General features: G+C 63.5%; 12 protein-coding genes. 7 read left to right on the top strand and 5 right to left on the bottom strand.

Translation table 11 applies throughout. The features are described 5' to 3' along the window. Positions 1-2: 2 nt before the first annotated feature. The 3 genes from LK09_RS08020 (at position 3) to LK09_RS08010 (ending at position 3,315) form a co-directional block, all read left to right on the top strand. Positions 3-896 (top strand): ABC transporter permease, encoded by an 894-nt coding sequence (locus tag LK09_RS08020; protein WP_052226527.1) that lies wholly within the window; start codon positions 3-5, stop codon positions 894-896. Next, positions 862-2,571 carry an ABC transporter ATP-binding protein gene (locus tag LK09_RS08015; RefSeq protein WP_231562985.1) on the top strand — a complete coding sequence of 570 codons (1,710 nt, stop codon included), beginning with the start codon at positions 862-864 and terminating at the stop codon, positions 2,569-2,571. The genes LK09_RS08020 and LK09_RS08015 overlap by 35 nt, the downstream gene beginning before the upstream one ends. A gap of 129 nt (positions 2,572-2,700) precedes the next feature. Then, positions 2,701-3,315, top strand: a complete 615-nt coding sequence (locus LK09_RS08010; RefSeq protein WP_082008119.1) for a TetR/AcrR family transcriptional regulator — start codon at positions 2,701-2,703, stop codon at positions 3,313-3,315. 428 nt (positions 3,316-3,743) lie between these two features. On the opposite strand, the gene LK09_RS08000 is transcribed toward LK09_RS08010, so the two are convergent. Beyond that, entirely contained in the window at positions 3,744-5,069 is a 1,326-nt protein-coding gene (locus tag LK09_RS08000) for a flavin monoamine oxidase family protein (RefSeq protein ID WP_039397703.1), read from the bottom strand. A 249-nt stretch (positions 5,070-5,318) separates the two neighbouring features. Between LK09_RS08000 and LK09_RS07995 the strand changes: the two genes are divergently transcribed. The 4 genes from LK09_RS07995 (at position 5,319) to LK09_RS07980 (ending at position 10,699) form a co-directional block, all read left to right on the top strand. Beyond that, on the top strand, positions 5,319-6,902 hold the full coding sequence (locus LK09_RS07995; RefSeq protein ID WP_052226525.1) for a class I adenylate-forming enzyme family protein: 1,584 nt from the start codon (positions 5,319-5,321) through the stop codon (positions 6,900-6,902). 69 nt (positions 6,903-6,971) lie between these two features. After that, on the top strand, positions 6,972-8,189 hold the full coding sequence (locus LK09_RS07990; protein WP_039397701.1) for an acetyl-CoA C-acetyltransferase: 1,218 nt from the start codon (positions 6,972-6,974) through the stop codon (positions 8,187-8,189). A gap of 12 nt (positions 8,190-8,201) precedes the next feature. Next, positions 8,202-8,963: an SDR family oxidoreductase gene (locus LK09_RS07985; protein ID WP_039397699.1), complete on the top strand. Its 762-nt coding sequence runs from the start codon at positions 8,202-8,204 to the stop codon at positions 8,961-8,963. Positions 8,964-9,034: 71 nt separating this feature from the next. Then, complete coding sequence (locus LK09_RS07980; RefSeq protein WP_039397697.1) at positions 9,035-10,699, top strand: CocE/NonD family hydrolase; 1,665 nt, start codon at positions 9,035-9,037, stop codon at positions 10,697-10,699. Between the two features lie 237 nt (positions 10,700-10,936). Here the strand turns inward: LK09_RS07980 and LK09_RS07975 are convergent, their stop codons facing one another. Genes LK09_RS07975 through fabG form a run of 4 tightly spaced genes read right to left on the bottom strand, consistent with a single transcriptional unit; the run spans position 10,937 to position 14,393 of the window. Then, on the bottom strand, positions 10,937-12,169 hold the full coding sequence (locus LK09_RS07975; protein ID WP_039397695.1) for an acyl-CoA dehydrogenase family protein: 1,233 nt from the start codon (positions 12,167-12,169) through the stop codon (positions 10,937-10,939). 6 nt (positions 12,170-12,175) lie between these two features. Further along, positions 12,176-13,186, bottom strand: a complete 1,011-nt coding sequence (locus LK09_RS07970) for a phosphotransferase family protein (protein ID WP_039397693.1) — start codon at positions 13,184-13,186, stop codon at positions 12,176-12,178. Beyond that, positions 13,183-13,635: a MaoC family dehydratase gene (locus LK09_RS07965; protein WP_039397692.1), complete on the bottom strand. Its 453-nt coding sequence runs from the start codon at positions 13,633-13,635 to the stop codon at positions 13,183-13,185. The genes LK09_RS07970 and LK09_RS07965 overlap by 4 nt, the downstream gene beginning before the upstream one ends. Further along, positions 13,632-14,393 carry a 3-oxoacyl-ACP reductase FabG gene (gene fabG / locus LK09_RS07960; RefSeq protein WP_039397690.1) on the bottom strand — a complete coding sequence of 254 codons (762 nt, stop codon included), beginning with the start codon at positions 14,391-14,393 and terminating at the stop codon, positions 13,632-13,634. Before fabG ends, LK09_RS07965 begins: the two co-directional genes overlap by 4 nt. Between the last annotated feature and the right edge of the window lie 156 nt (positions 14,394-14,549).

Below are 14,549 nucleotides of genomic sequence, written 5' to 3'. Positions count from 1 at the left end.
CAATGCAGACAGGAACGATTGAAGCCGTCGCCGAGAGCGGCCGCGCCGCGGCGCGACCCGTGATGGTGCAGTTCTTCTCCCAGATTGTGCGCTCGAAAACGGGCATCGCCGGTCTTTCTCTTCTCGGCTTGGTGTTGCTGATCGCCATCCTCGGCCCCGTCGTGCGACCGTACGACCCGACGAAGATTGTCGGCGCCCCCTTCTCGCTCCCAGGCGCCGCCCACTGGCTAGGTACGGACACAGTAGGACGCGATGTATTCAGTCGTGTCCTCGCCGGCGGAACGATCCCGATCCTTGTCGCCACGGCCGCCACTCTCGCGGCGTACATCGTCGGGGTGTGCGTCGGAATCACCGCCGGATACGTACGCGGAAGGACGGACTTCTTCATCATCGGCGCTCTCGACGTATTGATGTCGGTTCCGCCGATCATCTTGATCTTCGTGCTTCTCACCGGAGGCGGTACAGACCTGTGGCTGGTTGCTGTAGGAATCGCGATCGTTCTCATGCCTGGTGTCGCGCGCATCACGCGAGCTGCGACGCGCGAGATCGTGAGCAACGAGTATGTGGAAGCTGCGGTTGCGCGCGGCGAGTCACGGTGGTTCATCATCTGGCGCGAGCTCTTACCGAACCTGTGGTCCCCGCTTCTCGCGGACTTCGGCATCCGGATTGCATACGCGGTAGGGATTTACGCAGGGATCGCATTCCTTGGATTTGGTCCGCAACCGCCGACCCCCGACTGGGGCGTAATGATCAACGAGAACAGGAGCGGCTTCTTGATTCAACCGTGGGCGGTGATTTCGCCGGCGATCCTCATCGCAGCGCTGACGGTCTCCGTGAACTGGGTCGCGGACGCATATGTTCGTGGCATTGGACGATCGGCCGTTCCTCATGTCTGATACACGAACAGACATCGTTCTCCGCGTCGATGGGCTGACGGTGTCAACGGATGCTGGGCGCACGATCGTCGACTCCGTTTCCTTCCAACTCGCGGAAGGTGAAATCCTCGGCGTCGTCGGCGAATCCGGGTGTGGCAAGACGACAACCGCGCGTGCCCTACTAGGTAAGGTACGTGCGGGCAGCCGGATCACGGGTGGCGCCGTGATCCTGGATGGGCAGGACCTTCTGACCCTGTCCCCGGAGGCTTTGCGTCGGGTACGTGGCGAGCGGATCGCCTACGTGCCGCAGGATCCGATGTCGAGCCTGAACCCGCGGATGCGTGTCGGAGCGCAGGTCGCGGAAGTGCTGCGTGTTCACCACCGAGCATCCGAGGCGACGGCCCAGCGCATTCAGGACACCTTCGCGGAGGTCGGTCTTCCCAATGCGCGCGACTTTCTGCAGCGGTATCCCTTCGAGCTCTCTGGAGGCCAACAGCAGCGCGTGCTCATCGGGATGGCCCTTGTCGGGCGGCCAAAGGTCGTCGTGCTCGACGAACCGACAACGGGGCTTGACGTGACGACGCAGGCGCGGATACTTGAGCTCTTGCGGGGGCTCAGTAGAACCCATTCGCTCGCCTTCGTGTACGTCAGCCACGACCTCGCGGCTGTCCAGACTTTGGTTGATTCCCTCATGGTGATGTATGACGGCAAGGTGGTCGAGCGGGGCCCGGCTGCCGAGGTCTTCCGTTCGCGATCCCACGAGTACACACAGATGCTGTTCGACGCAGTCCCACGACTCCACGTCAAGAGGGAGTTGCATGAGCTCACGGGGCTCGCGTCCACCCACTCGCGCGGCCCGGAAGGACTCTCATTCCGATCGCTCTCCCGAGAACCTCAGATCGACATCTCGGCCCAGGGGTCCGACGAGAAGACGCCCGTCCTCGAAGCGTCAGACCTCGTCGCCTCCTACGGGCGAGGGAACAAAGCGGTGGAGGTGCTCCACGGTGCCTCTTTCGAGATGATTCCCGGGGAGTGCCTCGCAGTCGTCGGAGAGAGCGGCAGCGGGAAAAGCACTCTTGGTCGCTGCATCGTCGGTCTCCATGAACTGGACTCCGGCTCGCTGCTGCTCGCGGGCGAAAGCCTCGCTCCGCGCGCGCGAGAGCGTTCACGCGCCCAGCGACGGGACATTCAGATTGTGTTCCAGAACCCGGACCGCTCTCTCAACCCCCGGCACACGGTCGCTCAGGCGCTGATGCGACCGCTTAAGCTCTTCGGCACGTCCGAAGGGGCTCGTGCCCGTGCCGACGCGGGAGAGTTGCTGGATCGGGTGCGCCTCCCGACCTCGTACCTCGATCGCTATCCGGGTGAATTGTCCGGAGGAGAGAAGCAGCGCGTTGCGATCGCTCGCGCGCTTGCGGCCGGACCGTCGGTTATCGTGTGCGACGAGGTGACCTCGGCGCTTGACGTATCAGTTCAAGCGTCGGTGATGATGCTTCTCGACGAGCTCCGACAGGATGGTCTCGCGCTGTTGTTCATCACTCACAACCTTGCCCTCGTGAACACCGTTGCGGATCGCGTGCTCGTGGTGAACAAGGGGCAGATCGTCGAGACCGGAGATACAGCGTCGGTCGTAGGCGACCCCCAACACCACTACACCCGCGAACTCCTTGCGGCTGCACCGGATCTTGTTGACTAGGAGGGATGTCCGATGATCCTGAGGTGTGGCTTGTGACTCCACCCGATCCGCGGCCGAGTATATTCACCATGGCGCGTTCGCGACGACGCACTGGTCTCGAACAGCGTCGCACAGACGGAAGGACCGCACATGCCACGTCACGTCGACCATGAATCGCGCAAACGCGACATCGTGAATGCAACGCTCCAGGTACTGGGCGAGTCGGGGACCCGTGGGTTGTCATTTCGCGCGGTGGCGAAGCAAATGGGCGGATCAACCACCATGATCACCCACTACTTTCCGACCCAGACCGAGCTTCTCGACGAGGTGACGGTTCAAGTGCTTGCCGGCTGGAACGCCGACATCCAGGCCCTGGATGCAGCGTCCGACACGTCGCTGGAGCGTCTCCGATCACTGTTGCGGTGGCTGGTGCCTCTGACGGACGTCGGCCTCCGTGACGAGCAGGTGCGCATCCATCTCATCGCAGGGCAACTCCTTGGCGATGAGAATCGGGCGACGTTCAATGCCATGGACCAGACGATTCGCACCCTTCTGCGTAGCCACGTCGCCGATCTGGCGCCTGAGAGCGAGGTAGAGCGGGTCGTTGAACTGCTCCGAGTCACGACGAACGGGGTCGCTCTATCGGTGGTCGAAAACCCGCAGCAGTGGCCGGCCGCGCGTCAGCTCGCGATTCTGGACTGGCTGGTCGAGTCGCTCGGGCTCGCTGGAACGACATCTGTGAGTCGCTCGGTCGCGGCGCAGTGACGAAAGGCAATGGGATGAGCGGAGTGTTGGTGGTGCTTACGGAACCTGTTGAAGGCGCCGAAGCCGATTTCGAGCATTGGTATGAGAACGTGCACGTTCCCGACCTCCTGAGACTTCCGTCAGTGCTATCCGTCCGACGGTTCGCGCTCAATGCGAAAACAGGGAACGGGACAGGCCAGAGGTACCTGGCCGTTTACGAGGTCACGGACACGACTCAGGCGGAGCAGGAGGTCACGCGAGCGGGGGAGACTGGGCAGATGCCGATCTCTGCCAGCCTCGATGGGTCAAATGTTCAGATGGGCTATTTCGATCTGATCTCCGCGCATTAGGCAGGGCATCGCGCGTTCCGGTGGCTTCTGTCTCGTTCAGCCAGAAGGGCGGTTGGGTACCTGTTTGCTCGGGTGCCCAACCGCCTTCTGTGTGACAGCTCAGACGGCGTCAAGCAGGGCTGCGACGGCGACCGCCGCGCGGGCGCCGGAGGAGATCGCGCCGTCAAAGGTGTTGCGGAAGAGGTGATCCTCGATGTCAGCACCGGCAAACGCGATCCGGCCTGCCATCTCGTTCATGACCCGACCGCTCAGCTGCCCCTCACCCGGGTGGTCCACACGGTACGTGCCATCGAATAGCGGGTCGGCTGCCCAATCGTGCGCGTCAACGGCCACGACGTTGGCGTCCGGGAGGTACAGCCGCAATCCGGTTTCGACCGATGCCCGATCGCACGGGTCGAAGTCGTAGATGCCGTGGGCGCCGAATCCGACGAGCAATGAGCGCCCGTCCTCGAGAGTACCCAGGGGAAGGACGGTCACCAGCGGTCCCAATCCGATGCAAATGGGTGCAGGCGGAATGTTGTCGACGATCATGTGAACTTTGATCGCGGAACCCGGATGATTCCTACGCAGCAGCGCTGTTTGATCCGGTGTCATCCCGGGGGTGAACTCGATGCGCCGGAGTACATTCGTCGGCACTGCCATGACGCAGGCTCCGGCGGTGACTTCCGTCCCATCGTCCGTGACCACCCGCACGGTGGAGCCATCGTCGGTCACCGCGGTGACTCGCCTGTTCAGCTGCACCTCGATCTGTGATCCGTCGACCATGCGGTGCAGCAGGTCAGTCGGGCCATCCACGAACATCCGGCTGTCTGAAGACTCGCCGAACATGAAGTACTGGAACGGACTCCCGCCTCCCGCGGCAATGAGCCCGAGGATCCAGAGCATGGACGCAGAATCGGCATCGGCCCCTTCATGGCCACCGATCTGACCGTAGATGAGGTCTCGCACGGACTGGGGGAGCGGACCGATCGGCTCGAAGAACTCGGCTGCGGAGACGTCCAGGTCGGCGAGTTCCTGCTCGTGCAGGGGCGTGTCCGAGCGCAGTCGCGCAGCGGCGTTGTGCAGCCGGATCGCCACGGCTTCAAGCGCCCAGAGATCCCACCAGGGCACAGGAAGTGTGCTACGGGCGCCAGCGGTGAAGAAGTGGGCGCTCGTCGGCACGCCTTTCGAGGGAATGAGGGCAGGCCGGTAGCGCTCCAGCTCGCGCACGACGTTCGTGTGGATGCTCAAGTCAACGTACGCGCCCCCGGCCTCGACAGTGATGTCGGGGTGGTCACGGAAGGCACGCGTGTAAGTCCGCCCTCCGATTCGATTCGCCCCCTCCAGGACGAGGACGGAGAGTCCTCGATCACGCAGGTCTCGTGCGCAACTGATGCCTGCGTATCCGGCTCCGACGACGATGACGTCGTACTCGCTCTCTGACACATCTACCTCCTTTGGTAGCGATGCGCCGGGGACTCATGTCCTTCAGCGCAGCGAATTGGATGATTAGACCACATTTTCGATCTATCGCACTAGTTATACAACTACTGTCGCACTATGATCGCAAGTGCGCCGTGCGTCGTTCCGATCGCGTTGTCTCTCAGTCATCGCGAAGAAGCACATGACGGTGGGCGCGCTGGAACGCCGGCCAGCGGAGGCCGACGATCATCACACGATGTGGAGGAGTGATCCATGACGACAACGGTCGACGTCGAACTCAGCGAGTTCGCCTCATCCTTGCGGGGGCTGTCCATGCCGGCCGCCCTCGACCGAGCGGCGGAGCAGCACGGGGATCGCCGGGCGATCGTGCATGTGGAAGGGGGCGGCCCGAACTTGACGTGGAGTGAGTTCCGGACGCGGGTATCGCAGCTACGCTCAGGCCTGCAGCGCCTGGGCGTGCGCGCCGGCGACAAGGTAGGCGTCCAACTGCGGAATCAGGTGGAGTTCCCTCTCACGTGGTTCGCCCTCGCAGAACTCGGCGCGGCGATCGTTCCGATGAATCCCGGATATACCGAACGCGAGGCTGAGTTCGTCCTCACGGATTCGGAGGCCCGATGGCTGATCGCGGCTGACGATGTCCTCGCTGCATACTCCGATGGCGAGGTGGGCCCCGTTCTGCGGCAGAACATCATCGGAGTTGCCAAACCGGGTGAGCCCGGCCCCGCCTTCGACTCCCTTCTCAACGGCGATATTCTGCCTCTCCGTGAATATCCGGACCACGACACGATCGCCAACATCCAGTTCACTTCCGGGACGACGGGTCTTCCCAAGGGGTGCCTTCTCACTCACCGATACTGGGTGGAGCTGGGGGTGTGGGGTTCGGGATTCTTCGACGTGCAGCGCATCCTCGCAGACCACCCGTTCTTCTACATGCAGAACCAGATGTACCTGATGTCAGCGCTCGCGGGTGGCGGGGCGATCTATGTGACCGCGGGGCTCAGCCGCCGCAAGTTCATGGGATGGCTCGTCGACCACCAGATCGACCTCGCCTGGCTGAGCGAAGGGATGTTGGAGTTCCCCGAGTCGCCGGACGACTCGGCCCTGGCCCTCAAGCGTGCCCCCGTCGATGGGATGCCGCCTGAGGCGATCGCCGCCGTGGAGACTCGCTTCGGACTCCTCGCGCGTGATACCTACGGCAGTACCGAGCTCGGCGTTGGCATCGCAGTCCCGTGGGACCGGCCCGACCTTGCGGCCCGCGGGTCGATGGGATTCTGCTTCCCCACGCGTGAGTCAAAGATCGTCGACGAGAACCTTCGGGAGTTGCCGCCTGGCGAGGCAGGCGAACTGTGCGTCCGTGGCGAGGGCCTGATGCTCGGCTATCACAATCGACCGGAAGTGAACGCGGAGTTGCTCTTGCCCGGAGGTTGGTTCCGCACCGGCGATCTGGTTCGCAAGGACGAGGAGGGTGCCCACTACTTCATCGGACGGCTGAAAGACATCATCCGACGGAGTGGTGAGAACATCTCAGCAGCCGAAGTCGAGCAGCAGCTGATGGCGATGCCCGATGTCGCGGAAGCCGCAGTGATTCCTGTACCAGACGCGGATCGTGGAGAAGAAGTCAAGGCTCTGATCGTCCTGCGCCCGGGCGCCGAGGTGACTGCAGAGACGATCGTCGCGCACGCACGCAACACCCTCGCTCGGTTCAAAGTGCCTCGCTTTCTCGAGTTCCGCGATGAACTCCCGCACACGGGTAGCGGGAAGGTCCGCAAGGCGGAGCTCAAGAGCGAAGACCCCATCAACACGAACACCCTCGACGTGCTGCTCCTGGGCTCGTGAAACTCCAGGGACCCACCGGGCCATCAGCGGCCCACCAAACCCGAGCTATCAGACACCGAAGGAGTGTCCATGCCTGAAGCAGTAATCGTTTCCACCGCGCGTTCGCCGATCGGCCGCGCGAGGAAGGGCTCATTGGTCGACATGCGGCCCGATGAGCTGGCCGTCCAGATGGTGCAGGCCGCACTATCCAAAGTCCCGGCCCTCGATCCGCCGGAAGTCACCGACGTGCTCCTCGGTGTCGGATCCCCTGCTGGGGAGTCCGGTAACAACCTCGCCCGAGTTGTGGCAGTACGGGCGGGCCTGGATTCCGTGCCCGGCGTCACGGTGAATCGCTACTGCTCAAGCAGCCTCCAGACGACGCGCATGGCCTTTCATGCAATCAAGGCAGGCGAGGGCGACGCCTTCATTTCAGCCGGAGTCGAGACAGTGAGCCGGTACGGCTCCGGCTTCGCGGACAACCTCGAGGGGCTGAACCCGATCTTCGACGAGGCACGCGAGCGCACTGCGGAACGGGCTCAGGGCGGGGCTTCGCGTTGGACGGACCCGAGGGAAGCCGGCGACCTGCCCGACGTATACATCGCCATGGGACAGACTGCTGAAAACGTCGCACAGCTCCTCCGGATGTCTCGCGAGGACCAGGATGAGTTCAGCGTTCGCAGCCAGAACCTCGCGGTCCAGCGCCGTGACGAGGGCTTCTGGGAGCGTGAAATTGCACCGGTCACGCTCCCAGATCTGAGCATCGTCGATGCGGATGACGGTCCTCGTCCGGGGACCACCCTTGCATCCGTAGGCGCTCTACAACCCGTCTTTCGTCCCGACGGTACAGTGACGGCGGGTAACGCATGCCCGCTCAACGACGGCGCAGCCGCCCTCGTCGTCGTGAGCGACTCCCGCGCCGCGGCGCTGGGGCTGACGCCCCTGGCGAGGATCGTCAGCACGGCCGTGACCGGACTGTCGCCGGAGATCATGGGTCTGGGGCCAGTAGAAGCGATCCCCGCTGCGCTCCGTCACGCAGGGCTCGGTCTCGACGACATCGATCTCTTCGAGATCAACGAAGCCTTCGCCGTTCAAGCGCTTGGCTCTGCACGCCAGCTGGGCATCCCTCTCGAGAAGCTCAACGTCAACGGCGGGGCGATCTCTCTTGGGCATCCTTTCGGCATGACAGGCGCACGCATCACGTCTACGTTGATCAACTCACTCCAGTGGCACGATCGCCAGTTCGGAGTCGTGTCCATGTGCGTCGGCGGCGGTCAGGGCATGGCAATGGTCATCGAACGGATGAGTTGATGGGAGCCGAAGATGAGAACTAAGAAGCGGTTCGAGGGTAAGACGGCCATCGTCACCGGTGGGAGCAGAGGTATCGGCCTGGGCATCGCGCAGCGACTCGTCGCCGAGGGCGCCCGCGTCGTTCTGACAGGACGTAACGAGAATGCGCTTGAAGAAGCAGTGTCCGCGCTGGGGGGACCGAGCTGCGCTCTCGGTGTCGTCGGTCGCGCCGATGATGTTGAACATCAATGCCGCTCGGTCAGCTCTGCCATTGAGCAATTCGGCAGCGCAGACCTCCTGGTGAACAATGCGGGGATCAACCCGACGTACGGTCCGATGATCGATGTCGAACTAGGCGCCGCGCGCAAGACTGTCGAAGTCAACGTCATCGCGGCGCTGGCGTGGACGCAGCAGGTCTATCGCGCATGGATGCGCGATCACGGCGGTTCGGTGGTGAACATTTCGTCGATCTCGGGTCTCAAGCCGGCACCCGGCATCGGCCTGTACGGTGCGACGAAGGCGATGCTCATCTCCATCACGGAACTGTTGGCGGTCGAGCTAGGTCCGGGCATCCGCGTCAACGCCGTCGCTCCCGGTGTCGTGAAGACGCGGTTCGCCGCGGCGCTCTATGACGGCAAAGAAGAGGAGGTCGCGGCGCCGTACCCGCTTCGACGACTCGGCGAGCCCGACGACATTGCAGATGTCGTGACCTTTCTGTTGTCCGACGAGGCCGGGTGGATGACGGGGCAGACTCTCGTCGCCGACGGCGGCGTAACGCTGACCAGCGGGGCTTGACATGACGACGGGATGTCAGACGCGCCGGCGTGCGAACTCAACCCAACACGAACAACAACGAAAGGAATCTCATGGGTTTCACCATCATTGAGAAGATCTCGGCCGAGGAACCCTCGGAGCGATCGATCGAGTACGCGGTTCCGACGCGAGACGGCTTCCAGCTGGCGACGGATGTGTACCTCCCCGAGAAGGCGACGGCCCACTCGGCGGTCCTCGTTCGCACTCCGTACGACAAGCGAAGCTTCTACACGGGGCTGAAGTTCGAAGCGGAATACTTCACGAGTCGCGGATTCGTGTTCATCGCACAGGATGTGCGCGGCAAGTATGGATCGACCGGTCAGACCATCCCCTACGCGTTCGACGTAGCGGACGCATACGACACCGCTGAGTGGGTCGTGAAGCAGCCGTGGTCTAACGGAAAGATCGGCGTCATGGGCGCCTCCTATTACGGCTTCACAACGTGGGCCGCCGTCGCGTCCGGACACCCGGCGATCCAGGCAGCGATCCCAATGGTCACCGGCGTCGACATGGGGAACGGACACGTTGGCGGTCGTTGGCGCCAGGAAGTCCAGTCGTTCGCATCGCTTAACGACCTGCTGCAGATCTGGACCACGAATGAGGGGTACCTGGCCGACATCGACTGGAGCAGTGGCTCCGTCGAGGAGATCATCGCCGAAGCCCGGGAACAGATTGGCCGCTGCGTAGGTGCGGAGGAGAAACTCGCCCGCACGAAGACGGAGGATTGGTACTCGCCGTACGGCAACCGCCACCCCTACCACACAACGCAGATCCCGGTTCTCCATTGGCAGAACTGGTATGACCCCGGGCTTGCTCCGGACGGAATGCGCGACTGGCGGCACTTCTCATCGCTTCCAGGCTGGAGCAACCTTCACTACCTGCGAGTAGGGTCCGCGGACCACGGGGGGTACAAGCTTGAAGATGTGGGCCGCGGCGACGAGGCCAACCCCTATCTGAACGAAGCTGCGCTCGACGCGAAGATTCAGGAGGAGACGGCGGAGCACGCGGACTTCTTTGATGAGCACCTCAACGGCAGGCTCCCGCTCAAGCCGCGTCCCCGTGCAAAATGGCACGTCGGCCATGTTGGATGGCAGGAGAGCGATCAGTATCCGCCGGACGCCACCATCACGCAGTTCGTCCTGAGCGCGGATCCGTCGGGCCTCCACACACTGGGCAGCCAGGCAGCGGCACCGGAGGACCTGTCCTGGACGCACGACCCGGCCAATCCGGTGCCATCGTCAGTAGACATGGAAGCGCTGTGGTACTTTGTCGCGGCGTACCCGGACGAACGCGACTATGTCGACCGCGCGGATGTCCTCACGTTCCGCACGGCACCGCTTGCGAAGAACCTGGACTTCGCCGGCCAGCCCGTTCTGACTGCCACTGTCGATTTCGAAGGCCCGACGACGCATGTTCACGTCAGGTTGCAGGACGTCGCTCCGGACGGCACTACTCGGCGAATCACTCAGGGCAGAGTCGCGCTGGCTCGCGCCATCGGCGGCTCGTTCCGGCTTCCGCTGGACGACAACGCCTACCGCGTTCGTGCGGGCCACTCACTACAGCTGCAGATCGCCTCGAGTGACTACCCGCACTACGCCGTGCACCCCGGAACCGGCGACAATCTGTACGACATCGAGGCGACGGCGAAGACGGTGCAAACCCTTCGCCTCGGCGGCGTGAGCGCGCGCCTCGAGATGCCGACGATCGATCTCGCATAAGCCCTGCTAGGCCAGCGGGCCTCAGCAGTGAAGGGCCTCCGGCCGGTGTGGGGAGCTCCTCCCTCCCCACGCCGGAGGGGGGCCTTTGCTGTCGCCCAACGACGTCAGGCGATCTGCCGAACAGTCCGATCGAGCGCATCAGCGCGCTCTGGTCGTGAATGCCATTCGACTGTGGCGGCCGACGCGGTCACGTCGAGGCGCCGCGGAGCTCCATGCTCCGCGGCGCCTCGGCTTGCGTCAGACCTCTCGTCGTCTTTCACGCTGCGCCTGGAGTTCCGCGCGCGCCAGAGCATTGAGATGTACTTCGTCAGGCCCGTCTGCGAATCGGAGGGTACGGATGCTCGCGTAGGCGTTCGCAAGCGGGAAGTCCTGTGACAATCCGCCCGCGCCGTGAACCTGTATCGCCTTGTCGAGGATCCACTGTACGGTCGCCGGGGCGGCCACCTTGATCGCCTGAATCTCGGTGTGCGCGCCCCTGTTGCCCACCGTGTCCATCAACCACGCGGCCTTCAACGTGAGCAGACGCAACTGCTCGATTTTCACACGCGCCTGTGCGATCCATTCGCGGACCACGCCTTGCTCGGAGAGCGCTCGGCCGAACGGTTCCCGACCGTCCGCGCGGGCGCACATGAGCTCGACCGCTCGCTCGGCAACACCGATCGAGCGCATGCAGTGATGGATACGTCCCGGACCAAGCCGTGCCTGGGCAATGGCGAACCCATCGCCCTCGCCGGCGATGAGGTTGGACGCCGGCACGCGCACGTCGTTGAAGGACAGCTCTGCGTGTCCGCCGTGATCGTGATCGTCGTACCCCAGAACACGCATCCCGCGGATGACCTCGACGCCAGGCGTATCCCGCGGAACGAGGATCATCGACTGCTGCCGGTGACGATCGGCATCGGGGTCTGTCTTCCCCATGACAACGAAGATCCGTGCACGCGGGTTCATCGCGCCCGTGATCCACCATTTGCGGCCGTTGATGATGTAGTCGTCGCCATCGCGCACGATCCGCGTCGCAATGTTCGTGGCGTCTGACGAGGCAACGTCCGGCTCGGTCATCGCGAATGCAGACCGGATCTCACCGGCCATCAGCGGTTTCAGCCACTCGTCCTTCTGGTGGGGTGAGCCGAACAGATCGAGGACCTCCATGTTCCCGGTGTCTGGTGCCGAGCAGTTCATGGCGGCGGGAGCAAGGTGGGCGCTGCGCCCGGCGATCTCTGCAAGCGGGGCATACTGAAGATTCGTCAGGGCACCGCCCCGGTCCTTCGGGAGGAACAGGTTCCACAATCCGCGCTTGCGGGCTTCGGCCCGGAGCTCCTCGATGATGGGAGCGGAATCCCATGCCCAACGGTCGTCGAGCGCGTCGAGTTGACCCTCGATCTCACGCTCGGCGGGGTACACATGCGTGTCCATGAAGTCCAGAAGCGTGTCCTGAAGCCTCTGGGTCGTCTCGTCGTAGCCAAAGTCCATTCGTTCCTACCTTTCGTCGAGTGCTGCGAGTCCACCATCGAGGAGGACGAGGACGGCGTCCGCGAACCCAGCGGGCACATTGCCCGCGGTCTGTCCGTGTAAGGCGCGGTGACAGATGCCCTCCAAGATTCCTGCCGCCTTGAACGATGCAAGGCCGACGTAGAACGAGAAGTCGGACACATCCCGAGAGCTGGCGGCTGCATACCGGGTGATGATCTCGTCTTCAGAGGGATAGCCCCTGACACCCACGACATCGGGCACGACGTCCGGCAGGGCCTGACCGAGCCGGCCGTAGACGACCATCAGCGCGAGATCGGTCAGCGGATCGCCGAGCGTGGCCAGCTCCCAGTCCACTACCGCGCTGATGCGATCGTCGTCGTCGACGAGGACATTGTCCAGTCGATAGTCGCCGTGGACGATTCCACTTGCAGAGGACTGGGGGATGCGGGATTGGAGGCGTGCGTGAAGTGACTCGGCAGTAGGCAGTTCGCGCGTGAACGAGGCATCCAGCTGCTTCTTCCAGCGGGCGACCTGGCGCGACAGATAGCCCTCCGGGCGCCCAAATGACTGGAGCCCGACAGATGCAATGTCGACAGCATGCAGTGCCACGAGTGCGTCAATGAGCTCGTTTGCTATGACGCGCGTTCGCTCCGGCCCGCGGGCGGCAAGTTCTCGAACGTCTCGGATCGCGTGCCCCGCCGCTCGCTCCATCAGGTAGAACGGAGCGCCCAGCACCGACGGATCCGAGCAGAGCGTGACTACACCGGGCACCGGAACTCGGGTGGGTTGAAGTGCTCGGATGATTCTGTATTCACGCGCCATGTCATGCGCTGTTTCCAGCACGTGTCCGACAGGGGGCCGACGCAGAATCCATGCGTGCGAGCTGTCACGGACGGCGAACGTCAAGTTCGAGTTGCCGCCCGTGATCAATTCGGCCCGAAGTTCGCCATCGAGCTCCACCGCGTTGGCGATCCAGGCAGCGAGTCGGTCGAGGTCCAAGCCGGGCAGGGCACTCATGGCACCAGAAGACTGATCGAGTCGACGACGCACACCGGCCGAGTGCCGCCCTCGAGTTCGAGGGTGATCCTCGAGCGCAAGAGTGTGCCCTTGTCGGACCACGAGGCGGAGAGCAATTCGACGCCTGCACGGACTCGCGAATCCACGGGCAGCGGAGAGATGAACCTCAGCTTGTCAGCTCCGTAGTTCACGTTGATCGAGAACCCCTCGACCGTGAACACCTGCCACACGAGCATGGGCAGGAGGCTCAATGCGAGGTAGCCATGCGCGATCGTCGTGCGGAAGGGCCCGGCGGCCGCTCGCTCCGGGTCGGTGTGGATCCACTGCCGATCACCGGTCGCCTCTGCGAACGCATCGATCTGATCCTGGCTGACCGTATGCCACGGTGAGTACCCGAGATGAGTGCCGATAGAGCCTTCGAGCTCCTCCAGATCGGTGAAGGTCTTCATGCCTTCGGGCCGCCCGCGACGTACAGAACCTGTCCGGACACGAAGCTCGCGTCTTCGCTCGCGAAGAACGACACGGCATGAGCGATGTCCTCGGGGATGCCCGCTCGACCGGCTGGGATGTCTTTGACTACCGCATCCGAGAGCTCACCGAAGGTGATTCCGATCCGCGCCGCAGTCGCATGAGTCATCTCGGTTTCAATGAAGCCGGGTGCGATCGCGTTCGCCGTGACGCCGAATCGTCCAAGCTCGATCGCGGCAGTCTTCGTGAAGCCCTGGATCCCCGCCTTTGCGGCAGCATAGTTCGCCTGCCCTCTGTTGCCGAGCGCGGAGGTGCTGGAGATGTTGATGATCCGGCCCCAGCGCTCCTCGACCATCTGCGCCTGTGCTGCGCGGGTCATCAAGAAGGCGCCACGCAGATGCACGGCCATCACGGTTTCCCAATCGTCGAGGCTCATGCGCACGAGCAGGTTGTCACGAATGACTCCCGCATTGTTCACGAGTACGGTGGGTGCGCCGAGCTCGCGGGTCACCCGTTCGACCGCTTGCGTGACCGCCTGCTCGTTCGTGACATCTATGCCGACGCCGATCGCGCGGCCGCCTGCCTGTGTCATCCGGTCTGCCAGGTCCATGCATCCGCGCTCGTCAAGATCCAGCAGGGCGACGCCCAGTCCGTCTTCCACGAGACGCTGCGCGATGGCTGCCCCGATACCTCGAGCGGCACCGGTAACGATGGCGATTCTTTGTTCAGCGGTCAACATTGACTCCTTCAAGAGTGGGCTGTAGTCGGGCGCCGGTTGGCGCGGCGCGCTCCGGGAGCTGATCAGCGCGCGGGTGCTGTGCCGGACGACGAGATCTTTTCCTGTCACTCTTTGTACAACAGCTGTCGCATTATCGCAAGAAGTTCGATACGCTAC

Source organism: Microbacterium mangrovi (genome assembly GCF_000802305.1).
In the GTDB taxonomy this organism is placed as follows: domain Bacteria; phylum Actinomycetota; class Actinomycetes; order Actinomycetales; family Microbacteriaceae; genus Microbacterium; species Microbacterium mangrovi.
This window is presented reverse-complemented; position numbering and strand designations above follow the sequence as displayed.